General features: G+C 73.7%; 17 protein-coding genes. 1 reads left to right on the forward strand and 16 read right to left on the reverse strand.

Annotated elements, in window-relative coordinates:
- Positions 1–761: 761 nt before the first annotated feature.
- The 12 genes from KCH48_RS12085 to KCH48_RS12140 all read right to left on the reverse strand — a co-directional run bounded on the left by KCH48_RS12085 (position 762) and on the right by KCH48_RS12140 (position 13,287).
- Positions 762–1,328: a phage tail protein gene (locus KCH48_RS12085; RefSeq protein WP_210573015.1), complete on the reverse strand. Its 567-nt coding sequence runs from the start codon at positions 1,326–1,328 to the stop codon at positions 762–764.
- A gap of 46 nt (positions 1,329–1,374) precedes the next feature.
- Positions 1,375–3,336 carry a putative baseplate assembly protein gene (locus KCH48_RS12090; RefSeq protein WP_210573017.1) on the reverse strand — a complete coding sequence of 654 codons (1,962 nt, stop codon included), beginning with the start codon at positions 3,334–3,336 and terminating at the stop codon, positions 1,375–1,377.
- Positions 3,336–3,758: a GPW/gp25 family protein gene (locus KCH48_RS12095; RefSeq protein ID WP_210573019.1), complete on the reverse strand. Its 423-nt coding sequence runs from the start codon at positions 3,756–3,758 to the stop codon at positions 3,336–3,338. Before KCH48_RS12095 ends, KCH48_RS12090 begins: the two co-directional genes overlap by 1 nt.
- 150 nt (positions 3,759–3,908) lie before the next feature.
- Positions 3,909–4,247 carry a PAAR domain-containing protein gene (locus KCH48_RS12100; protein ID WP_210573020.1) on the reverse strand — a complete coding sequence of 113 codons (339 nt, stop codon included), beginning with the start codon at positions 4,245–4,247 and terminating at the stop codon, positions 3,909–3,911.
- Between the two features lie 32 nt (positions 4,248–4,279).
- Positions 4,280–6,133, reverse strand: coding sequence for a VgrG-related protein (locus tag KCH48_RS12105; RefSeq protein WP_210573022.1), 1,854 nt, complete (start codon positions 6,131–6,133; stop codon positions 4,280–4,282).
- Positions 6,130–6,852, reverse strand: coding sequence for a LysM peptidoglycan-binding domain-containing protein (locus KCH48_RS12110; RefSeq protein ID WP_210573023.1), 723 nt, complete (start codon positions 6,850–6,852; stop codon positions 6,130–6,132). The genes KCH48_RS12105 and KCH48_RS12110 overlap by 4 nt, the downstream gene beginning before the upstream one ends.
- A gap of 57 nt (positions 6,853–6,909) precedes the next feature.
- On the reverse strand, positions 6,910–7,335 hold the full coding sequence (locus KCH48_RS12115; protein ID WP_210573025.1) for a phage tail protein: 426 nt from the start codon (positions 7,333–7,335) through the stop codon (positions 6,910–6,912).
- Positions 7,336–7,358: 23 nt separating this feature from the next.
- Positions 7,359–10,598, reverse strand: a complete 3,240-nt coding sequence (locus KCH48_RS12120) for a hypothetical protein (protein ID WP_210573027.1) — start codon at positions 10,596–10,598, stop codon at positions 7,359–7,361.
- A 4-nt stretch (positions 10,599–10,602) separates the two neighbouring features.
- The gene (locus KCH48_RS12125; RefSeq protein WP_210573029.1) at positions 10,603–10,761 is read right to left on the reverse strand and encodes a DUF6760 family protein; all 159 of its coding nucleotides are present in this window, start codon (positions 10,759–10,761) and stop codon (positions 10,603–10,605) included.
- Positions 10,758–11,252 carry a hypothetical protein gene (locus KCH48_RS12130; RefSeq protein ID WP_210573031.1) on the reverse strand — a complete coding sequence of 165 codons (495 nt, stop codon included), beginning with the start codon at positions 11,250–11,252 and terminating at the stop codon, positions 10,758–10,760. The genes KCH48_RS12125 and KCH48_RS12130 overlap by 4 nt, the downstream gene beginning before the upstream one ends.
- Positions 11,249–11,689, reverse strand: coding sequence for a phage tail protein (locus tag KCH48_RS12135; RefSeq protein WP_210573033.1), 441 nt, complete (start codon positions 11,687–11,689; stop codon positions 11,249–11,251). Before KCH48_RS12135 ends, KCH48_RS12130 begins: the two co-directional genes overlap by 4 nt.
- 35 nt (positions 11,690–11,724) lie before the next feature.
- Entirely contained in the window at positions 11,725–13,287 is a 1,563-nt protein-coding gene (locus tag KCH48_RS12140) for a phage tail sheath family protein (protein WP_210573035.1), read from the reverse strand.
- A 248-nt stretch (positions 13,288–13,535) separates the two neighbouring features.
- Between KCH48_RS12140 and KCH48_RS12145 the strand changes: the two genes are divergently transcribed.
- Positions 13,536–15,686 (forward strand): DUF4157 domain-containing protein, encoded by a 2,151-nt coding sequence (locus KCH48_RS12145; protein WP_210573037.1) that lies wholly within the window; start codon positions 13,536–13,538, stop codon positions 15,684–15,686.
- 23 nt (positions 15,687–15,709) lie between these two features.
- Here the strand turns inward: KCH48_RS12145 and KCH48_RS12150 are convergent, their stop codons facing one another.
- From KCH48_RS12150 to KCH48_RS12165, 4 genes are all read right to left on the reverse strand, one after another.
- Positions 15,710–17,956: an ATP-binding protein gene (locus KCH48_RS12150; RefSeq protein ID WP_210573771.1), complete on the reverse strand. Its 2,247-nt coding sequence runs from the start codon at positions 17,954–17,956 to the stop codon at positions 15,710–15,712.
- A gap of 196 nt (positions 17,957–18,152) precedes the next feature.
- Positions 18,153–18,857 (reverse strand): DUF4255 domain-containing protein, encoded by a 705-nt coding sequence (locus KCH48_RS12155; protein WP_210573039.1) that lies wholly within the window; start codon positions 18,855–18,857, stop codon positions 18,153–18,155.
- Positions 18,854–22,126: a DUF11 domain-containing protein gene (locus tag KCH48_RS12160; RefSeq protein WP_210573040.1), complete on the reverse strand. Its 3,273-nt coding sequence runs from the start codon at positions 22,124–22,126 to the stop codon at positions 18,854–18,856. Before KCH48_RS12160 ends, KCH48_RS12155 begins: the two co-directional genes overlap by 4 nt.
- 232 nt (positions 22,127–22,358) lie before the next feature.
- Entirely contained in the window at positions 22,359–23,054 is a 696-nt protein-coding gene (locus KCH48_RS12165) for a LuxR C-terminal-related transcriptional regulator (RefSeq protein WP_246885197.1), read from the reverse strand.
- Between the last annotated feature and the right edge of the window lie 9 nt (positions 23,055–23,063).

The following is a 23,063-nucleotide window of genomic DNA, read 5'->3' on the forward strand; positions in this document are numbered from 1 at the left end:
CGGGGGGGGGGGGGGGGGGGGGGTGGGGGGGGGGGGGGCGGCCGCCGGGCGGGGGGGGGGGGGGGGGGGGGGGGGGGGGGGGGGGGGGGGGGGGGGGGGGGGGGGGGGGGGGGGGGGGGGGGGGGGGGGGGGGGGCGGTGGGGGGGGGGGGGGGGGGGGAGGGGGGGGGGGGGGGAGCGTCGTCGGGGCGGCGGTGCTCGTCGGCGCCGGTCGGTTCGGCGGTGGGGCTGTCGGTCGGTTCTGCCGGTGGCTCGGCGCTGGGGGCAGCGGTCGTCCCGCTCGTGGGCGAGCCAGGTGCCGGGGCGGCGGAACCGGTGCGGGCCTCGTCCGGCCCTGACTGGGCTGGGGAGTTGGCGGGCTCGTCCCGGCCGGGGTCGGCGGCGGGAGGCGTGTCGGCGTCGGAGCCGGGGTCGGCAGAAGGGGCGGGGGCCGGGGCGGCGCCGGAGCCGGTGGCGGCGGGCCGCGTCGTGCTCTGCCTCCTCGGCTCGCCGCGGCCGCGGCCGGTCATCCGGGCGCGGAACGACGAGGGGCGGGGAGGTGCGGCGGACTCGGGCCCGTCCGCCGGAGGCTCCGGGGTTGCCGCGGGCGCGGGTGCCGAGGGCTCCGGGGGTGCGGTCGGCTCCGGTGGCGTCGGTGAGGGTGAGGGCGTGCTCGGGGTCGTAGCGGGCGGTTGCGACCAGCCCAAGTACGTGCCGCAGTTGCCGCAGAAGTCGTCCGTCGAGCCGTTGGACGCCCCGCACGCGGGACATGCGCGCATGGCGTCACCTCCCTTCGTCGGCGGGCGGGCCGGGGAGGACCTCCACCCGGAATGCCGTGTGCACCGGGCACATGGCCCGGACGATCTCGCGGACCCTGGCCGGATCCACCCGCGCCTCGCGGCCCGGCCAGACCCGGACCAGGACCTCGGCGGCGGGCGGGGGCGGCAGTTCGGTGCCGGCGGAGTTCGACCACCAGGAACCGCCGTCGCCGGTCACGTCGCTGTGCACGCCGAGCGCGAGCTGCAGGGCCTCGGCCAGACCGCGTCGGGTGCCGCGCCACCGGTGCAGCTCCACCGCGCGGACGACCGCCTCGCGGCGCAGCTCCACGGGCCACTGGGGGTCGTCGGCGGCGCCCACCCACGACGCCAGCCAGGCCAGGAAGTCGACGGGGGTGACCCGGGGGTCGAGGTAGGAGGTGAGGTTGTCGAGGGTCGCGAACACCGGGGCGAGGACGGTGTCGAGGCCGGCGGTGAAACGCTGCGCGAAGTCGTCGTCGGCGTACAGCGCGGGCAGTTGCTCACCGATGGGGAAGCGGCTCGGCAGTCCGGGTACGGCGGCGCGGCGGCTCATCCCCGTACCTCCGGCGCTACGGCGGTATCCGCCACGACGACCCCGCTCATCCCCGCCCCTCCCCGTCCATCGCCGTCACGACCACCTGGTGCTGGTAGGAGAAGACGAGCGCGCCCGCGGCCACGTCGATGCGGTCCGCCGGGGCGCCGCGGCGGCCGGTGATGGGGTCGGCGGGGAACAGGAGGATCTCCTCGACGAGGGCGTTGCCGGTGGCGCGTTGGAGGATGCCGAAGATCTCGCCGTACTGGACGGGCCGGCCGAAGGGCCAGCCGGTGCCGTCCGGGCCGCCGCTCAGCGGGTTGAGGTGGCGGAACAGGGCGTCGAGGGCGGCGTCACGGACGCGATCGGTGTCCGCGGCGGCCGTCGCGAGCCGGGCGACCACGGTGACGCCCTGGTACACCGGCGGCTCGACGACGAGGCGGGTGCCGATGAGGCGGCGTTCGTCGAGGCTCGCGGTGATGGCCTCCAAGACCTGGTCGGAGGGGATCAGTTGCTCGAAGCGGAGGCGGTCGTCGCCCTCGTCGGCCACGGCGTCCGGGACGACGAGGACCCGTACCGCGCCCGGTTCCTCCGCCGCGGGCACACAGCGGACCCGGCGTACCGAGGGCGCGGCCTGGCGGCTGATGATCTCGTAGTCCTCGGCGGTCACCGCGCGCTCCTGCATGCGCAGCACCTCCGGCGCCCGCAGCTTGGCGTTCTCCACCGTCTCGCCCGCGACGCCGCCGCGTGCCGCCTCCCGGTTGGTGACCTGGGCGATGTACGGAACGGAACTCAGCAGCACGGAGATCGCGCCGCGAGCGACGTTGCCCGCGGGGCCGCCGCCGGTGCGGTAGCGGGCGACGCGTATGTGGGCGCCCTTGGGCGGTACGGCGCCGCACTGGCGCAGCGTGCCGTCCGGTTCGCGCAGCACCGGCGGGAAGGCGAACTCGCCGTTGGTGGCGTCCACGCGGACGTGCCGGTCGGCGGGTCCTGAGCGGCCGAAGTGGTCGACCACGTCCCAGCGTTGCCAGCCGTCGGCCGAGGACACCTCCACCACCGAGGGCTCGCCGTCGAGGAGGACCGGCGGGCGGCCGAGCCGGAACGTCTGGCCGGCGACGCCCTCCGAGGTGCCGAGGGGTACGTCGATCACGGTCTCGGCGTGCTCGACGGACATGGTGCCGCCGACGGTGAACACCTCCGCCTCGCGCACCGTCGGGGACTCCGAGTAGAACGGCTGGCCCGGCTCCGCCTCGGTGACGCGGCAGCGCAGCCAGCCGGCCCGGGTGCCGCCGATCACCGACGCGGTGTGCCCGGCCGGTACGTGCACGATGACCTCGCCGGGCCGGTTCAGACCGCCGGTGGTGTCCGTGCTGGTCTCGCACAGCTGCCAGCCGCTGCCGTCCCACGCCTCCCACACCAGCGGGGGCTGGCGCGGGTCCACGCCGACGCCCTCCACGCGGCTGTCCAGGCGCACCGCGACGATGCAGCGCGGCACCGCCGTCGGCAGGCCGAACAGCAGCGCGTCGCCCGGCTCCGGTGCGGCCTGGAAGCAGGGGATGTCGTGGCCCTCGGCGAGCGTGCCGGTCATGTCGGTCTGCTCACCGGTCCTGGGCGCGGTCACCAGGCGGGTCAACTCGCTGGGCACGATGCGCAGTTCGTCCGTGGTCGCGAACACGACGGGCTCGTCGCTCTCGCCGCCGGCGGTGGTCACCTCGGTGCCGGCGGGCAGCGCGACGGTGTCGGGCTGCGGTGCCGACAGCCAGAAGTCGACGTCGGCCGAGGCGGCGGCGGGCGGGAACAGGCTGATGCCCAACAGGTCCAGGAACGCGGTGTAGTTCTTGTCCGGGACACGGTTCAGCCGGTACAGCAGCTGGTCCACCATGTAGGCGAACGTCTCGATGAGGGTGACGCCCGGGTCGGAGACGTTGTGGTCGGTCCACTCCGGCGTGCGCTGCTGCACATACCGCTTCGCCTCGTCGACGAGTTGCTGGAACCGTCGGTCGTCCAGGTTGGGGGAGGGCAGGGCCATCAGTCCGCGACCAATTCCTCGGCCCCCTCCTCGGAGGGGATCGTGTAGAAGGGAAAGACCAGGTTGCGCCGGTCGTTGGTGGAGCGCAGGGTGTAGTGCACGTCGATGTAGAGGGTGCCGTCCTCGACGGCGTCGAAGGCGACGATCACGTCCTCCACGGCGATGCGCGGCTCCCACCGCTCCAGGGCCTCGCGCACCTGCTGCGCGATACGTCCGGCGGTGGCGCCGTCGCCCGGGGCGAAGACGTAGTCGTGGATGCCGCAGCCGAACTCGGGGCGCATGGGGCGCTCACCCGGCGCGGTGCCGAGCACCAGCCGGATCGCCTCCTCGATCTCCCGCTCCCGCTCGACCATCCCGATCCCCCCGGTCGCCCCGACCCGCAACGGGAACGCCCAGCCCCGGCCGATGAACCGCTCACTCATCGCACACCTCCGGTCGGGACGGGTGGGGCGCCGGGCAGGATCGCGCCGCCGCACGCGCAGTGCCCGCCCCGCAGCCGGACCAGACAGCCACGCCGAATGGACCGCTCGCACATCGCACACCTCCGGTCGGGACGGCCGGAGCGGCGCTCATCACACGCCCCCGATCAGGACGTTCGGGGCGCCCATCATGATCATTGCGCCGCAGGTGGTCTGGTCGCGCATGCGGGCGGCCGGGAGGCCGCCGATGAGGACCTGGCCCTTGGCGAGGGCGCTCGGGTCGGGCTTGATCAGGTTGGCCGGGCCCAGGGCGGCGTGCGGTGGTATCGGGCAGGTGACCAGGCTGCCCACGCCGCCGACGGGGCTGGTGGCGACGGCGGCGGGTTTGCCGCCGATCAGCACGCGCAGCACCGCCTGGGCAGCGGGGCCGGTCGGCAGGGCGAGCGCCCCGCCGTGGTTGGTGGGGTCACCGGTACGGGCTGCGGGTGGCATGCGGTCCTCCTTGGGAAGGTGAAGGTCGGGAGTCAGTTGATCCGGATGAGCTTGGCCTTGAGGACGCCGAGCAGACCGCCGTCGACGGTGACCCCCGTGCGTCCGGTGACGTTCACGCTCGTGCCGTTGACGTCCACCTTGCGGCCGCCGATCGTCACCCCGACCCGGCCCTGGATGTCCACGTTCCGGCCGGACACGCTCACGTTGCCCCGCCCCGCGTCGAGGGTGATGCCCTTCTTGTCGAGCAGGACGGAGCTGAGCGGTCTGGTGCCCTTGGCGGCGTACACCGTCAGCTCGATCGATCCCTTCCGCTGGTCGACCTTGATCTCGAGGCGCTCGTCGGCGGAGGCGAGCCTGAGCCCGGACTGGCCCGGCGCCCGCGCGTCCAGCAGCTCCAGCCGGTGCCCCGAACGCGACACGATGGAGCGGCGGTTGACCTTGCCGGTGGTCTTGTCGATCAGCGGGTCCTTGTGGGGCGAGGGCTTGTCGACGCCGTTGTAGAGCCCGCCGATGACGTACGGGCTGTCCAGCAGGCCCTGTTCGAAGCCGACCAGGACCTCGTCGTTGACCTCGGGACTGAAGACGCCTCCGCCGCCCTTGCCGCCCCACTGCACGGTGCGCACCCAGTCGGTGGTGTACGTGTCGTCCAGCCAGGGGAACTTCAGCTTCACCCCGCCGTTCCCGCCGAGGAGGCCGCCGCCCGGCTCGCGGACGTCCGTCACCACGCCGATCGCCAGGCCCGGCATGCGCGGCCCACGGGCCGGTGCGTTGGCGCCGGTCACCAGGCCGGTGAGGGAGCGGTCGGGGCTGGCGCTGACCCACACCGTCGTCCGGTATCCGCCGTCCGGTTCGAGGATGTGCTGCACCGCGGTCGCCGTGTACTTGCCGGAGAAGTACTGTCCCACGTTGCCGAGCGTCACAGGCTTGCCCGCCCGCAGGAGGGGGTTGCCCTCGACCACCGCCTCCAACTCCCCGAAGCCCGCACTGACCTGGTCGGCCACCGCGTCCGCGACCGCCTTCACTTCGGCCTGGGTCCGGTACGGGGTGTCGGTGACGGTCAGCTTCGACGACTTGCCGAACCGGGCGGCGAGCGCCGGGCTCAGGCCCGGCACCACCGTGTCACTGTTCACCGACGGCGCGGGGGCCACCAGCGGCTTCTTCGTGGTGACGTTCCAGCCGCGCACCTCCACCTGCTGCGCGCCGTCGGCGGCCGACAGGGAGGCCCGTAGCGCCAGCAGGTTGCGGCCGTACTCCAGCACCATCGGGTTCTTGGCGGCCGAGGTCGACGGCGCGGGCGCGCCGGACGCCTTCTTCGGCTTGGTGAACTGCAGCAGCCCCTTGTCGTCGACGCTCACCTGCGCGCCGCTCTCGGCGGCCAGGAACTGCAGGAAGTCCCAGTCGGACACGTTCGCCTGGGAGAGCTGCGTATAGGTGACCGGCGCGGCCTGCACGGTGCCGACGGCCAGCCCGGCCCCGGCGGCCACCTTGCGGACGATGGCCGACGCGGTCATGTTCCGGTACGCCACCACCTTCCGGCCCCGCTGCAGCCGGTGCGCCTTCGAATAGGCGCGCACCACCGTGAACGAGCCCGTGCGGTCCCGGTCCACCTCCAGCGCGGTCACCTCGCCGTTGAACAGCCGCTCCTTGGCCTGCCCGGTCACGGTCATCACGGAGACCTTGAGCGGCGTGCCGATGGTGATGCCGGTCTTCTTGAGGAACTCGTGGTCGGGGTCGCGGAAGGTGAGCACCGCCGCGTCCGGCAGGCCCACGTTCTCGTCGACCACACAGCTCACCAGCTGGGCGGCCCAGACCGGCGGAAGTTCACTCGGCGCCTCCACGATGGGATCCGCCGCGAAGGACCTGCCGTCCCGTGCCCCGCCTGTCACTGTTCCTCCTCAGCGCCCGCGTCGCTCAGTGCCGGCACCACGAGTTCGGTGCCGGGCATGAGCGTCATCGGGTCGTCGATGTCGTTCGCCTCCGCGATGGCCCGCCAGGCCGTCGCGTCGCCGTACTCCTGCCAGGCCAGCAGCGCCAGGCTGTCGCCCGCCACGACGGTGTGCGTGGAGCGGGCGGTGCGCGCGCCGGACGTGGGGTTCTGGCCCGCCGGGCCGACGCTCGCCTCCTCGATCGACAGCTGGCAGGTGGCCCGTAGCGGCTTGCCGTCCACGTCGAACAGCGTGTACGACACGGACAGGCTGGTGAGCACCCCGTCGAACGACGTCGTCCGCGCCGTGCCCCACTCGAACCGCACCCACGGGCTGGCCGGCTTCCTGCGGCCCAGGCTGGCCTTGGTCGGCACGCAGGCCTTCATCAGCTTCTCGACCGCCTGCTCCACCGAGTTGTCGTGCTTGGCGGTGGCGTCCAGGAACACCTCGAGGCTCAGCGTGCGCGGGCCGCTGCCGACGAACTCGGGCAGCGCCGACTCCGCCGCCATACGGGACGGGGTGCGCCGCCACTCGGTGGTCTTGCTCAGCTCCAGGGTGGAGGGGTTGAACTGGAGGTTGAGCCGCGCGAGCGTCCCGCCGGGCTTCGCGCCGACCGAGGCAGGGGGCTCCTTCAGGGTCAGCTGAGCCCTGGCCCGACTGGTGCGGGACGTTCTGGGCATGCCGGGACTTCCTTTCCGGGACGATCACTAAGGCGGCGGGCGGTTCTTGAGGGCGGCTCAGGAAGGGCTCAGCCCCTCGTGGGCGATCTCCAGCGTCTCCACCGCCGCCTCCGAGTTGCTGGGGTCGAAGGACGGGCCCTGCCAGCGCACCGGCACGATCCCGAACACCTGCCAGCTGATGATCCGGGTGAGGTCCGGTTTCAGCGCCACGATCTCGCCGTCCTTGGGCTCCACCCGCTTCAGCGTCTCGTCGAACCAGCGGGCGATCTTCGCCGTGTCCTTGGTGACCGGCCGGGTGAACGTGATGTTCGACCAGGTCACCCGCCCGGGCAGGTTGTGCGTGAAGCCGTTGTTGCCGCCCTCGGCATAGGTCTCGATCTCGAACTCGGCGCCCATGCCGGAGCAGGTGTGGAACGCGCCGAGGTCGTTGCCGCCGATCACGAGCTTGAAGAACACGCTCGTCGCGAAGATGTTGTCCGTCATCCGTCCGTCATCCGTTCTGTGCCTCAGCGGCGTCCGTCGTAGGGGCGGCCTGTACGTTCCCGTCCACGCCGCAGCTCGGTACGCAGCAGCCGGGCCACCGGGTCGATCAGGCGACGCGCCAGCTCGTCCAGGTCCATGCCGGGGTCCTGCGGTGTCTCCGCACGCTGGGCCGTGCGCTTGGCGGAGGCGGAACGGCCGTTCCCCGCCTGGGGTTTGGCCGGTTCGGCGAGATCACCGGCTGCGGAGGCCGGCTGCCGGGGCCGCGTCGGAGTCGCCTTGTCCATACTCCCCGGAAGTGCGGAGTCGTCCGCGCTGTAGGCGCGCTGGACGGGGGGTGCGGCGCCGCCGGGCGGGGAGGTCCGGGGCCGGACCACGGGTACGTTCCCCGCCGATGCCGGGGCCGACGAGGCCGCCGGGCGGTCCGTGAGCGGGGGCGTCTGCGGGGCGGTGATCGGCAGGGACCGCGCAGGGACAGCGGCGGGCGCCCCGTGCGTCTCGCGGTGGGACGGCGCAAGTTGTACGACGGGGACGTGCCGGACCGCGGCGGACGAACCGGTCGTTCCCGCGCCCGAGTTCTGCGGGGCGGGGTGCGGGGTCGCGGCCCGCTGCACGTGAGGCGTCGCCGGGGTCACCGAGGACGGGCCCGGCGTCGGGCGTGCGGGGGTCCCGGTGCCGCCCTGGCTCTGGGGGGCGGCCTGGTCGCCCGGCCAGCGCATCGGCACCACGGGACGGTTGCCGGGGCGGGTGGCGGTGGGCTGTGCCGCACCTTCCGGGGCCCGGGTGCTCAGGGTGAGCGGGCGCGCGGGCAGCAGTTGGAGGGTGCGGGGGGTGCGGTGTGCCGCCGGGGCAGTGGGCCGGTCGGCGGCCGGGGTACGGGCATCCGAAACGCCTTCGGCCAGGGCTCGGGCCACCACAACCGGGCCCGGGGCGCCGTGGGTTCGGGATGCCGCCTGGACGGAAGGTGCCGCGGAACCGGCCCCGGGGAGAGAACGTGAGTCGGCCGCGCCTGGGGTCCCGGCGCGTGGCGCCGCCGGAGCAGCGGGCCGGTCGGCGCCCGGCGTACGGGCATCCGAAGCGCCCTCGGCCAGAGCGCGCGCCACCACAACCGGGCCCGGGGCACCGTGGGTGCTGGGTGCCGCCTGGACGGAGGGTGATGCGGAACCGGTCCCGGCGGCGCCCTGGCCGCGGGATGCCGCCGGGGCAGCGGGCCGGTCGGCGCCCGGAGTGCCTTCGGCGAGGGCGCGCGGGTCGGCTGCGCCGAGGGTCCCGGTGGCGCCGTGGCCGCGGGGGGCCGCCTGGACGGAGGGTGATGCGGAACCGGTCCCGGCGGCGCCCTGGCCGCCGGGTGCCGCCGGGGCAGCGGGCCGGTCGGCGCCCGGGGTGCCTTCGGCGAGGGCGCGCGCCACCACAACCGGGCCGGGGGCGCCGGGAGTTGAGGGCTGTTGCACGCCGGGGCGTGGGGCGTTCCCGGCCGGGGCTGCGGGAGTTGCCGGGGTTGCCGCGCCTTCCGACGCGGTGGCCTGGGACGGCGTCACCAGGGGCGTCGCGGGTCCGGTGCCGTGGGCCGTGGGGTGGCCGGGTGACGTGGTGTCCCCCGTGGCGGAGGGGGTCGTGACGCGGCGCTGGACGTCGACCGACCCCAGCAGCGGCGCGTCCGTTCCGCTCTCCCCGCCCGCGGGCGGTGCTGCCTCGGCGGACGTACCGTCGCGCCCCGACCCGGCTGCGGAACCGCGGCCGTCCTGGCGAGACGGAGCACGCTGGACGTCCGGGCCGGACGCGGGCGGCGTGGTCTGGGCGGACGTACCGTCGCGCCCCGGCGCGGTCGCGGAACCGCGGCCGTCCCGGCGGGACGGAGCGCGCTGGACGTCCGGGCCGCGGGAAGCGTGCGCGCCGGACGAGGTGGAACCCGGCACGGCTGCGCTCGGCGGCAGCGCGGGCAGCGGGGCGCCCAGGCCACCACGCGCGCGTGCCATGGACCGTCCCGCGTCGGACGTCCGGCGCGGGGCGGAGCCTTCCTGAGCCGTGCCCTGCACGCCACCGTCCGACGTACCGCCGCCTTCCGTCTGGCGCTGCACGACGGGAAGCGCCGGACCGGGCGCGGATCCGGTGCCTGACGCGGGGCGCGGGGCCGACCGACCCTCCGCCAACGGCGTTGCTGTGGACGGCAGTTCACTCAACGGAGCGCCAAGAGGAGCGCGGCTACCCGTGCGTGTGGCGGCGCGCTGTACGGGCGCCGTCGTCCCGGCCGCCGGTGCGGAGGGAGCAGCGGACGTGTCAGGGGCTGGGCGGGTGTCGGGCGCGGCCGGGCGCAGGGCGGGGACGCGGCGCGCGGGTCCGGCCTGGCGCCGGGCGACGGTCAGCCGGGGGCCCACCGGGCGGGGCTGAACGGCCACGGGGGACGGCCGTGACTCCGTCGCCGCGCGCTGGACAGCCGGTCCGGAAGTCGTACGACCCCCCGAACCTCCCGGCGACCGGGACGCGCTCCCGGAGTCCGACCCGGGCACGCCGGCCGTCGCACCCGGGACCACCGCGACCCGTCGCACCAGCGGAATCTCCCGAGCGAGGGCCGACCGGCCGGTGTCGGCAGGCGTCACGACGGCGGGAGCCGGCGAGGAGAGTACGGCGGGAGATTCCGCGGACGTGATGCCACGGGTGCGCGGAGCGTCGCCCGAACGTCCCTTCCCCGCACCGCTGTTGTCGGCGGAACGCTGAACCACGGGCCCGGCCCCGGAGGGCGCCGAGCGGGACGTCGTACCGGAAGAACCAGACGAAGAACCCGACCCGGACGAACCCGAACCCGTAGCCTGTCCCCCGCCGCCCAAGTCCCCCGCATCCGCCCCCTCTTGCCGCACCGCCCGCAGCAGCAGCGGCCCCCCGCCGGTGCGCGTGGGCTGGGGAGCGGCCGGGCGGGTGACCCCGCTGACCACGCCGGTCGGAGCGGTCGGCAGCAGGGCGTGGCCGAGGCCGTTGTCGAAGGCCGGGTTCTGCCAGGAGGCCAGGCCCGCGCGGAAGGTGAGGCCGTCGCTCACGCCGAGCGGGGCACGGGCGACGGTGAGCGGCGGCGGGGCGGTGCGGCGCCAGCCGCCGTCCCAGTCGCCGGGCACGGAGGAGCCGGAGGCACCGGCACCGGACGTGCCCCCGCCGTCACCCGGCGCACCCGGGACAGATCCGGACGAATCGCCGGAGCCGGACCGGCCGCTCTGCCCGGCGCCGGAGCCGTCCGCTCCGGCGGCCCGGCGGCGCAGCCTGTCCCGCCATGCCATGTGCTCAACCGCCTTCGTTCATGCGGGTGTTGATACGGGCGATCTCGGCCACCCACTGCTGGCGTTCGCCGTGGGTCAGGTCGAGGATCTGCTCGCGTTGCCAGTGGAAGTGGTAGGCGATGTACGCGATCTCCTCCCGGAGCCGGGGAAGGGCGTACGTCACGATTCCCCCAGGCGCCCACCCGAGAGGTCGACCTCGAAGCCGCCCTCGCAGTGCGGGCAGGTGACCGCCGCTCGGGTGTGGCCCTCGCTGTTGACGCGGCGGTAGAAGTCCTGGAGGAACGCCACGTCGGTGGCGTACATCCGCTCCACGATCCCGGCGTGCACATCGGTGATGTTGCCGAGCCGGGTGATCACCTGGCTCAGCAGCACCACGCTCAGGTACGCCGGGTTCTCCTTGACCCGCAGGTCGATCTGGGGCCGCAGTTCGTCGCGGGCGGTGGCCAGGCGCATCGAGCCGTGCCGGTGCACCGTGCCCTCGTCGTCGACGTACCCGCGCGGGAGTTCGAACTCGAACTCGGTGCGCAGCCCGTGGTCCTCGCGGCGCGGCGGGGCGGCGGCCGGGGTGGCCGCCGCCTGCTCCGACGCCGAGGCGGGCGCCGTGGCCTGGAGGATCTCGTCCAGGTTGCCCGCCGTCACCGTACGGCGCCTCATTCGACGACGATCTCCTCGAACGTGATCGTGACGGACTCGGTGGCCGGCGACGACTCGCCCGCCTTCAGCGAGGGGCCCTCCCACTTGGAGGCCCAGCCCTGCATCAGCTGGATGCGGCGGACCGTGTTGCCCTCGGTGTCCTTGATCTCGATGGTCAGGTTCTGCCGCGCGGTGTTGACGGCGCCGTTGTTCAGCGTCTCCTTGATCCACTTGGTGAACTCGCTGCTCTGGTCGAGTCCCCGGGTGATCGTGATCTCACCGGCCTGGCGCGCGCCGGGCTGCTTGCGGATGATCTGCTTGCCCTGGTCGCTGACCTGCTTGACCTCGACGACCTCCTCCTCGACGGTCAGTCCGCTGATCTCCTGGATCGACTCGACCAGGTAGCCACCGAGCTGCACGCCGAAGACGTGGGTGGAAAGAGCATCGCCCGTTGCCATGACTGTCTGTCACCTTTCCTTGAGGACCCGGCGGGTCACTCGTCGATGAGGCTGGTGCTGTCGGAGAACTGGGCCAGCCGGAAGACCACGAACTCGGCCGGCTTGACCGGCGAGACGCCGATCTCGCAGACGACCCGGCCCTGGTCGATGGACTCCTGCGGGTTGTTGTCGCGGTCGCACTTCACGTAGAACGCCTCTTCGGCGGTGCGGCCGAACAGCGCGCCCCGGCGCCATTCCTCCTGGAGGAACGCCGTGACGTTGCGGCGGATGCTCGCCCACAGCCGGTCGTCGTTCGGCTCGAAGACCACCCACTGGGTGCCCAGGAGGATGGACTCCTCCAGGTAGTTGAACAGGCGGCGCACGTTCAGGTAGCGCCAGGCCGGGTCGGAGGAGAGGGTGCGGGCACCCCAGATCCGGATGCCGCGGCCGGGGAAGGCCCGTACGCAGTTCACGCCGATCGGGTTCAGCAGGTCCTGCTCGCCCTTGCTGAGCCGGAGCTCCAGGTCGACCGCGCCGCGGATGACCTCGTTGGCGGGCGCCTTGTGCACACCGCGCTCGCCGTCGCTGCGCGCCCACACACCGGCGACGTGACCGCTCGGCGGGACGGTGGTGTTGCGGCCCACGGCCGGGTCGAAGACCCGCACCCACGGGTAGTAGAGGGTGGCGTAGCGGGAGTCGTAGCCCGCCTCGTCGTTGCGCCAGGTGCGCACCTGCTGGGCGGAGAGTCCGGGCGGGCTGTCCAGGACGGCGACGCGGTCGCCCATCTGCTCGCAGTGCGAGATCACGGCGAGCTGTACGGTGCGCACGCCCTCGGCGTCGATGTCGCCGCGCTGGTAGGCGCTCATCAGGTCCGGCACCGCGACCATGGTGATCTCGTCGATGGTCTCCAGGCCGCCGAAGCCGGTGCGGGCCGCGGAGTCGCCGACGTACTCGGCGGGATTCAGGCGTGCCACCTCGCCGGCGCCGTTCGTGGCGGGGGCGCCCGGCGCGTCGGGGACCGCCAGGGTCTGCGTGGCGGGCTTGGTCTGGGTGGCGCCGCGCTGCTCGGTGACCTCGATCAGCTTGGAGGCGCGGGCCTGGTTGACCAGGTAGCCCTTGACGTTCTTGCGGGTGGAGGCGTCGTACGTCTCCACGACCTCGTCGCCCCTGCGGACCAGCAGCTTGAAGCGGTCCTCCGGCGGGTTCTCGCCGCCCGCGTCGGCGACCTCCACCGACACTCCGGTCACGCCCGGCTTGGCCGCGACCAGGAAGCCGCCCAGCTCCACCGGCTCCACGGCCCTGGCGTCCCGCTTGCCCCGGGCGCCGTTCGCCGACGGGGCGGAGGCGTCCTCGGCGGAACCGCCGATGCGCACCACGTACGCGGCGCCGCCGCCGTTGGAGAAGTACCCGTAGACCGCGTGGGCCAGATAGGTGCCCTCGGTGAAGCCACCGAACTCCTGGGTGTACTGGTCCCAGCTGGTGACCAGCGTCGGCGCGTGGAAGGGGCCGCGCTCGGCGAACCCGACGAACGCGGCGACGGCGGTGCCGACCCCTTCGATCGGTCGAGCACCGGACTGCACCTCCTCCACGTATACGCCCGGGGTGAGGTACGTCGGCATGTTCGCTCCTTAGCGTCCTTGCTTGTCACCTGTGTCCAGGCCGAGTCTGCGGTGACGGGTGGGGCAGGTGACAGGGACCCGGGGACCTGGCCGGGGGCAGGCCCGCTGCCTTTCCGTACCTCCCGCACGGACCGTCCGGACATCCCCCGCCTTTGCCCTCACACTGCCCGTGCGGACCTGGACGCCCGGTCGGAGCGTGCGGTCCACTGGGGGACGCGGCAGGCGTGCGCCGAACGAGGAGGCAGTAGATGCAGAGGTCCGGACGGCGCACCGAGGGGACCGACGCCGAGCGGCCGGCGCGGGGCACGCCCGCCGCCCGGCGCGAGACACCCCCGGCCGGCGCCGCCGTCCCGCCCCCGCTCACCGCCGGCGTGCTGCGGGCGGCGCAGGGCAGCGCGGGCAACGCGGCGGTCACCGGCATGATCGCCCGCCGCGCCCGCCCCGCGCCCGCCCCGGAGCAGTTCGACAGCGTCGACACCGAGGTGCCCAAGGTCCTGAACTCGGGCGGCAAACAGTTCTCGGGGCCGGTCCGCCAGGAGATGGAGTCCCGCTTCGGCACCGACTTCTCCGACGTACGCCTGCACACCGGTGCCGCCGCCGGCCGCTCGGCCCGCGCCATCGGCGCCCGCGCCTACACCTCCGGCAGCCATGTCGTGCTCGGCCCCGGCGGCACCGACAAGCACACCCTGGCCCACGAGTTGACGCACGTCGTCCAGCAGCGCCAGGGCCCGGTGTCGGGCACGGACCACGGCAACGGCCTGAAGCTCTCCCACCCGTCGGACTCGTTCGAAAAGGCCGCCGAGTCCAACGCCCACAAGGTCATGAGCGGGCCCGTGCCGGTGGCCCGCGCCGTCGACGGGCATGACCACGGGCACCACGAGTCGGACGGGCACGACCACGGGCACGGCGAGGTGCACCGCTCGGCCGAACCGGACGCCGTACAGCGTCTGGTGGGCTTCGAGGTGGAGCTGAGCGTGCCGAGCTTCGGTGCGCACGCCACGACGGGGCTGAACCCGGTCGACGGGCGGCAGCCCGCCCCGGAGCTCGGCGCGTTCTTCCACGGCGGATTCCCCTACGCGGCCACCGTGATGAGCGAAGAGAACCTGACCATCCTCACCGACCACAACTCGCTCTCCCGCCGGGTCAGCGTCCTGCACATGGTGCTCGCCGGGCTGACTGGGTCCGACGGGAACCCCGTCGTGACCGGGAACCTCGCCTCTGCGATGAGCAACCTCGAGTACGTCACCGCACCGTTCGACGAGATGGCGCCGGGGTCCGACGCCGCGGTCAAGAAGGTCGCCGAAAGCATCGACCAGCACGTCGACGCGATCTTCCGGCAGGACCCGGTGCACAACCTCTTCCCCGTGCCGCGTTCGCCCATGGCCGGGACCGGCACCCCGCTGGCCGCCCTGAGAGCGTGGCTGGGCCCGGACCTGTTCGACCACCCCAAGGTGCAGACGGCCATCAAGGCCTTCCAGTCCGACATCAAGGCGGAGATGTACCTCCAGGCCACCCTCGGCGTGCTGCCGTCCGGGATGCCGTCGCTCTACAACTTCCAGGCCAACGACGTCAGCCACGACTCCCGGCGGGCACCCGGCAAGGAGCACATCGCCGACGGCTGGCGCGACGCCGCCGCCGCCGTCAACCGCTCGGTGCAGCGGCTGCGATCCGACGTCGTGCCGAAGCTCGTGCCCGACCTGGGGGCCGGCGAGCAGGAAGCCTTGACCGGCACCCTCGCGCTCGGTCTGTCCTACGCCATCGGCTCGGCGATGATCGAGGCCGGCGTACGCGGGCCCACCGCCTCCACGAAGAACGCCGTGCCGTTCCTGCTCAAGCTGGCCAATCTCGGGACCATCCGGAATCAGGCCACCACCGACACGCTGCGCGCGAAGGACATCGCGCCGGAGGTGATCGGCGAACTCGCCGAGTGGATGCACAGCCAGATCCCCGAGACCGGTGTCGGGCACTGGGAGAAGCTTCTGGACAAGTACCCGGACAACACGCCGAACCCGGCCGGGCCGGCGTACGGCCACGGGCAGACCGGCGTCCAGAACACCGCTGGCATGCTGCACAGCCTGCTCAACGGCGAAGAGACCTTCCCGGTGATCGCGCCCGGCAAGGCACTGCCGAAGGCGGACGAGCCCAATGCCGCGATCGTGCCGCACATCGGTGGCCAGAAGGGCGCGCCCCTCGAGATGCGCTGGCTGACCAGGCGGGCCAACAACCCCGGAGAGCTGTGGGGCATGTTCAAGACGATCATGGACGAGGCCCGCAAGGCCAACCTGGCGACGGTCCCCAACGCGGAGAGCCAGCAGATCTGGGCGGCGGCCACCGACCTGGGGGCGACGCCCGCCGCGGCGCGGCGGGGGGCGCACGCAGCCGAGCTCATGGAGATGTGACGCGACGACGTGCGGTGCCGTCGTCAGGCACCCACGGCGTCCGCCATGTACGGCCCGAACTCGCCCTCCAGGACCAGCCGTCCGAGCTTGCGGTACTCCTGCGCGACCGCCGTCACCACCTGCCGCATGGTGAGCGGACCGCCGGATTCCGCGGCGAGGTAGGCGGCGGTGACCGCGCAGGCGCGGATGGAGCCGCCGGCGAGTTCGAAGCGGTCCGCGCAGAAGGCGAGGTCCAGGTCGTCGGCGCGGGGCAGCCGGTCGCCCAGGCACCGGTCCCACAGGGCGAGGCGGTGACCGGCGTCGGGCACGGGGAAGTCCGCGACGACGTCCAGGCGGCGGGTGAACGCCTCGTCCAGGTTGGCCCGCAGGTTGGTGGTGAGCACCGCGATGCCGTCGAACGACTCCATACGCTGGAGCAGGTACGCCGATTCGATGTTGGCGTGCCGGTCGTGGGCGTCCTTCACCTCCGAGCGCTTGCCGAAGATCGCGTCGGCCTCGTCGAAGAGCAGCACCGCGTTGACCGCGGACGCCTCGGTGAAGATCCGCTCCAGGTTCTTCTCGGTCTCGCCGATGTACTTGTCCACAACTGTGGACAGGTCCACCACATACAGATCCATGCCCAGATCCGCGGCAACGACCTCCGCGGACATGGTCTTGCCGGTGCCGGACTCGCCCGCGAACAGCGCGATCACACCGCGTCCCCGGCCACCACCGGGCCGCATCCCCCACTGCCCGAGCACCTGCTCACGGTGGCGGGCCCGCAGCGCGAGCTCCCGCAGCCGCCGATGGGTGGTGGGCGGAAGCACCAGATCGTCCCACCCGACCCCCGGCTCCACCCGCCGCGCCAGCCGGTCCAACCCCGCCCCGTTCTGAGCGCGTACGGCAGCCCGCACATCGTCGGGCCGCACCGCACGCCCCGCCAGAGCCGCCGTACGCACCGCCACATCAGCGGCCCGCCGCAACTGCCCGGCATCCAGCCGATGCGCGGCAACAGCCGACGCGAGCTCCTCGGCGTCACCGGCGGCTTGGGCCAGCGAGTCGGCCTCACTGGCCGTGGCGCCATTCCCGGCGGCTGTGGCGAATGCGTCGGCGTCGTCCGGCGCGGATCCGTCGCCGGCGCCCCGCGTCGGGCGGCCGGTCGTGGGATCGGCACCGGCGGTCCGGGGGAACCCCTCGACGCCGCCGGGCACCGCCGAGCCCTCGCCCGCCGCCCGTTCCAGGGCGTGGCGCCAGCGGACGGCCTGGCGTTCGGGGGAGGGGGCTGGGACGGTCAGGGTGACGGGGGTGTCGGATGCCCATTCCGGGGACCAGCCGTCGGTGCCGTGGGTGAACAGGGGGATGCCGCGCAGGGCGGCGCACAACGTCCAGAGGGTGCGGGCCCGTTCGGCGGGTTCGGCGGGCAGTGATTCCAGCGGGCCCAGGACGACGCCGGCGCCGGTCAGGCGGGCTTCGCGGGCGGTCGCCCGGGCCAGCTCCGGCACGTCGGCCGGGCGCCGGGCGAGTGCCACCGCGTCCAGGGCGAGCGGGCGCAGTCCGGCCGCGTGCAGGGCGGCGGCGGCGAGTCCCTCGGCGTCGCCGCCGCGGCTGCGCAGATGGACGAGACCGACGCCGGTCATCGCCGCGGCGGCCGTCAGGTGGACCTCCGCCTCCTCGGCGGTCGGGTCCTCCCGTGCCTCGGCCAGCACCCCGGCGAGCCGGGCGTCCGGCTGCGCGCTGCCCAGCAGATGCGCGGTGACCCGGTCGGGGACCACCAACACCCGGGACAGCGGCGGCCGTTCAGCCTCGGTGACCTCCACCAGACCGCCCTCGATCAGCGGCGCTCCGGAGGCGAGACGGAACCGGTCGGGCCCCGCGCCGGTGAGCCCGCACAGCTCCAGGGCGAGCCCGACCGTGGGCCGGCGGCGTGTCAGGTCGTCGTTGAGATAGCCGTAGAGCCGCTCGAACCGCGCGTCCAGATCCGGCGCCACCGCGACCAGGAGCAGGTCCAGATCGAGGGAGGACAGGCCGAACCGCCGCGCCAGTGCGTCGAGTACGGAACCGGCCGGCGGCTGCCAGGGCTCCTCCCCGGGTACGGCGAGACCACCCGGCTCGTCCAGGATCCGCGCCGCCGCCTCGGGCGTCAGGTACTGCCCCCGGTACGGATCGTCAGGATCCGGATCCCCGGCCCGCCGCACCCCCACCGCATGCCGCACCCGCTCCTCGACCGCCCGAAGTCGCGCCCACAAGGGGTCGATGGCGGCGGGGAGGGGTTCGACGGCGGGGTCGGCCACGACATCCGGTTCGACTGTGTACGTCACGGCTGACGATCCCCCCGGCGGCGCCCATCGGCGTTGGGCTGAACGGTTGCGCGGTCTCCCCGGCACGGCCGGCCGGCGGTGGACCGAGCAGAAGCGCGGTCCTCACCGCGGCGCCGTTCGGCGCCGGACCGGACGGCGGATCCGGCCACAGCGGGTTCTGCGGCGTGTGTCACGGCTGACGGTCCCCCCGCCGGCGTCGGGCCGGGGCCTCGCCGCGTTCGCGTGGCCCGGCGAAGCCGTTCGGGCCGGGGTCGCTGACCTCCTTGTAGCGCAGCCGGCGGCCCGGGGCCGCTTCCTCGCCCTCGCGGGCGGCGGCGGAGCGGACGACGAGGCCCTCGGTGACCGGCGGCGCGGTGACCCTGCTGATACCGGCGAGCGGTGCGCGCACGCGCAGGCCGAGCGAGGCCTTCAGTTCGCCGCCGAGCGCCGACCACACATCGGACGCGGCGGGCGCGTCGAGCGTGGACCCGCCGGCGTCCAGCCATACCTTCAGGCCGAGTTCGGCGAGCGTGCCGGTGAGCAGCCGCTCGGGCACCGTGTCCGTGGCCACCAGCGTGGCGAGCACCTGCGACAGCAGCCGGTGCTCGTCCTGCGGCCGGCTCGTCCACGCCGTGACCATGTACGACAGCCAGAACCAGCGCGGCGGGGAGCGCCGCGCCACCACGTACCCGTCCTCGTCGTACACCTCCCCGGCGCCGGCACCCCGCCGGGCGGCGTCCTCGCGGATGTCGTACAGGAAGACGCAGACCGTCGGGGCGCTGCGCCGCGCCGCCCAGTCCCGGGTGGGGGCGTCGAAGACGACCTCGACGCCCGACGCCTCCAGGCCCGACTCGCCGAGCAGCCGCCGCAGCCCATCGTCGACCTCGTGGATCACCGGCGGGTCACCTCGTCGGGCGGCTGCACACTGCCCATGACCACCAGGAAGTCCGTCTTCACCGGCGAGAACCCGGGACCCCTCGCGGTGATGGTGCGCGGTCCGGTCTGGTCCTTGGCGAGGATGAGCAGCTGGCCGATGAACGTGCCGTCCCGCTTCGGAATGGTCGGCGCCGCCGCCGCGGTGATCCCCGGGTTCCACTTGAACCGCACCGGCACGCCCGGCGGGAAGTCCTTGCCGCGCACCGAGGTGACGAAGCCGGGCTTGCCGATCTCCGGCACCGCGATGATGCGCGGCTGCAGGATCCGCACCCGCTCCCGGGCGGTGTTGTCGTTCCGGTTGGCGTCCGTCCCGGTGGTGGTGAGGATGCCGACCGCCTGGCCCGTCGTCGCCTTCCTGGGGCTGAGGACCACCCGTACGACCGTGCTCGCGCCCGGCCTCAGGTCCGGCAGCGCACACACCCAGGAGGAGTCACAGCCGGCCGGCGGCCCGCTGTTCGCGATGCCCCTGGGCAGGCCGATCTTCAGCCGCAGCCCGGTCGCCAGCGCGTTGCGGCCGTTGCGCACGGTGTACGTCACCACGACCCGCCCGCCCACATAGCCGGGGTTCGGCTGGGCGCTGACCCGCACGCCGGGTCCGGCCTTCGGCTCCTGAGGCTCCGGGGGCACGGGGGGCTGTGGGGTCGTGGGCGGCCCGCTGGTAGGCGGCGCCGGGGTCGGGGTCGGAGGCGTCGGTGTCGGAGTGGGGCTCGGGTCCGGCGGGGGCGGCTGCTCCTCCTCGACGACCGGCACCACGGTCCGGCCCGAGTTGTCGGTGGGCTCCGGATCCAGGACCGTACCGGTGACCGACCAGTCGATCGGCGCGTCGCCGGGCGTGACGCCGGTGAAGGTCACGTCCACCGGCACGCTTGCGCCGGGTTCCACCACGCCCACGTTGCACTGAAGGGAGGCGGCATTGCAGGTGCCCCGGGGATGGCGGATCCCGGTGATCTGCACGCCGGGCGGCGGGGTGATGGTCAGCGTGGTGCCGGGCGAGGCGGCGGGCCCGTTGTTGATCACGTCGACGGTGACCGTACTGGAGGCCCCGACGGTGACCTCCGGCGCGGTGCCGGGCGCCTCGAGAGCGAGGTCCACGGACTGCTGGACGGCGGGTTCCTTCTGCCGGCCCGGGAAGTCGGTGGTGAGCGGGGTGATGTCGCCGGACTCGACGTTCAGGACGCTCAGCTTCTCGGGGCTGTTGACCTCGACCTCGGCACGCGAGCTGAACACCAGGCTCTTGCCGTCGGCCGTCCACGCGGCGTCGCGCGGCTGGAACGGGCCGGTGGCCGAGGTGTCCGGCAGCTCCCGGCCGCAGGCGCCGGGCAGGTCGACGAGGGAGGCGGGCAGCAGCACCTGGCAGTCGTCGCCCGAGAGGGACGTCAGGAGCAGGCCGTTCTGTTCGTCGACCGCGCCGCCGCCGTTCTTGCGGTTGTAGGCGATGGTGAGCCCGTCCGGCGAGAACGCCGGGCTGTCGTCGATGACTTCGCAGTCGCCCGGGCAGTTGATCGCGCTCAGGTCGGTCTGCCGGCCCAGGTTGTTCACGGGCACGGTCCAGATGTGCTTGTTGCCGCCGCCCCCGTTGATCTCCATGTTGCGGGTGAAGGCGAGGGTGGTGCCGTCGGAGGACCAGGTGGGCTGGGCGTCCTGGCCCTGGAGCTCACCGGCCGGCGGGGTGATCTCGCCGGTGATCTCACCGCTGGCCACGTCGGCGATGAGGATGCGGCTGTCTCCTGCGGCATCCCCCACACCGCCCGGCGAAGTCCGGGTGAAGGCGAGGAACTTGCCGTCCGGGGAGAACGTCGGGTCGGTGTCCCAGTCCGTCGCGGCACGTTCATCCAGCCGCATGGGCTCCGCGTTGGCGCCGTCGGCGTCCACCGTCCAGATCCGCTCGACGCGTTGCCCGTCGATGGTCTCGAAGCGGGTGACGACGATCCGCCGGCCGTCGGGCGTGTAGTTCTGCCGCTCGGTCCACGGGTCGTACCCGTCCCTGGGCTGGAACAGCGGGTCCTTGGCGGGATCGGTGTTGGTGTCGGCCTCCGGGTCCTCGTTGAGGATCGTCAGCCCCAGGTCGCGCGGGTCGGACCCGTCCATCCGGGCGTCCTGCAGCGTCACCACGTGCGCGGCGGAGACCTCGTCGGTACGGGTTCCGGGGTCGTCCGCCGTGGTGCGCTCCACGATCACGCCGCCGCCGGTGTTCGAGCCGAGCCAGGTGGGCGAGAGGACCTCCCGGTCCTCGTTGAGCACCAGGGGAGGTTCCACGTTCGGGTCCTCGCCGGCGTGCGCGGGGAACGTGAACACGTGGTCGTAGTCGCCCTCGCAGGTGCAGGTGATCTCAGGGCTCAGGAACACCACCGTGTTCCCGTCGGGCTTCCACGCTGCCGCGTGGGCACGCCAGTTGGCGAACCTGCCCGCGAACAGCGGCTCGTCGCTGGTCCCGTTCGTGATCCGCAGCGTGGACCGCGGCTGCCCGTCGACGGTGGCCGTGGCGGTGTACGCGATCCAGTCCCGGTTGACGTCGTCGTTCACCGGGTTCCACGCGGGCTCGGTGGCGGTGCCGTTCGCGGGATCGGTGACCCGGGTCTCGGTGCCGCCCGCCAGGGACCGTACGTAGATCTGCGCTCCGGCCGACGCGTCGCTGTCACTGGAGTACGCCATCCGCTGCCCGTCCGGGGAAACCGCCGGGTCCTGTTCGTTCGCGGGGGTGTCGGTGAGCCGCGTCGGGCTGCCGGTGCCGTCGGCGGGCACCTGCCACAGGTCGCGCTGCGTCCCGCCGCCGGCGCCGTTCGCCTCGGCGGAGTCGAACAGCACTGACCGGCCGTCCGGGGTCAGTTGGGGGTGCGCCGCGTTCATGCCGCTGGTGAGCTTGCGTACGGAACCGTCGGCGGCCCGCAGATAGATCTGCGGGTTCTTCTCGTCGCGGCGGCTCGCGAAGACCAGCTGGTCGCCGACGGCGGACGGCTGGGTGTCGTAGTGGGCCGGGCCCTCCCCGAACAGCGGTGCGCTGACGTTCTCCCTGGGGTCGGCAGAGGTGGCGGTGACCCTGCCGAGACTGCGGTGCCGGGTACCGGCGTACGCGACGCGGGCGTCCGCGGCGTCGGCCGCCGCCTGCGCCCGTGGTTCGGCGCTGCCCGGCCCCGCGGCGGCCGTCACCCCGAGCAGCGGGATCAGCAGCAGCAGCGACATCCCGAGTCTCCCCAGGCGGTACCGCCCGCCGGAGCCAGCGGTTTCCATCAGGGTCCCCTTCGCAGTCTGGATGAGGCATCTGGATGTGCCCCCGCCACCCTGCACCGCCCCCGTGCGGGGCGGCAGGGCGGTGGGGACGTACCCGGGGGAAACGTGGCTGCGCTTTCGGGCAGTGCCGGGTTCCCGGAGCCCGCCGGACGGGGTGCGCGCGAACCCGTCGCCCGGTACGCCGGACCGGTTGGCCTGATCCGTTGGCCGGACCAACCAGTCGGCCTGCTCGTCAGATCAGCCCGTTGCGCAGGGCGTAGCCCACCGCGTGGGCCCGGTTGCGCAGTTGCAGTCGCGTGATGATCTCGTGCAGGACGTTCTTGACGGTCCGTTCGGAGTACGCGGTCTTGCGCGCGATCTCCGCCGTGTCCAGGCCCTCCGACACCAGCCGCAGCATGTCCGCCTCGCGCGTGGTCAGCGTGGACAGGGACAGGCCCCCGGGGTCGAGTGCCGAGCGCTGGAGGTTGCCCACGTGGGAGAGCAGCTTGCCGAGCAGGTCGCCGGGCAGGACTCCCTCTCCGTTGGCTATCGCCAGGACCAGGCGCAGCAGCTGGTCCTGCTCGGCCTCGGCGCGACGCAGCACCGCCGCCACTCCGCACTCGATGACGCGTTGCAGCGCGCCGGGTCCGAGCGTGCCGATCACCAGGCCGGTGCGGGTGGCCTTGTTGTGCCGCAGCCGGTGCAGCAGGGCGACCACGTCGTCGCCGACGTCGTCGACGACCACCAGCGACACCGCGGCTCCTTCCGCTTCGGCGTCGTCGACCAGGTCGACCTCGGGGCGCTGGCGCAACTGGTGGACGATGCCGACGCGCAGCACCGGATCGGCGGCGTAGACGGCGACGGTCACCCGGCCGCCCGTCCGGTCGGCTCTGGACGCCCGGTGGCCGGCCTTTGCCTGAGCGGGCTCACGTGACGTGGTGTCGGACATGGCAGTGCG

Origin of the sequence: Streptomyces sp. GESEQ-4 (genome assembly GCF_017948455.1) — a bacterium.
Lineage (GTDB): Bacteria > Actinomycetota > Actinomycetes > Streptomycetales > Streptomycetaceae > Streptomyces.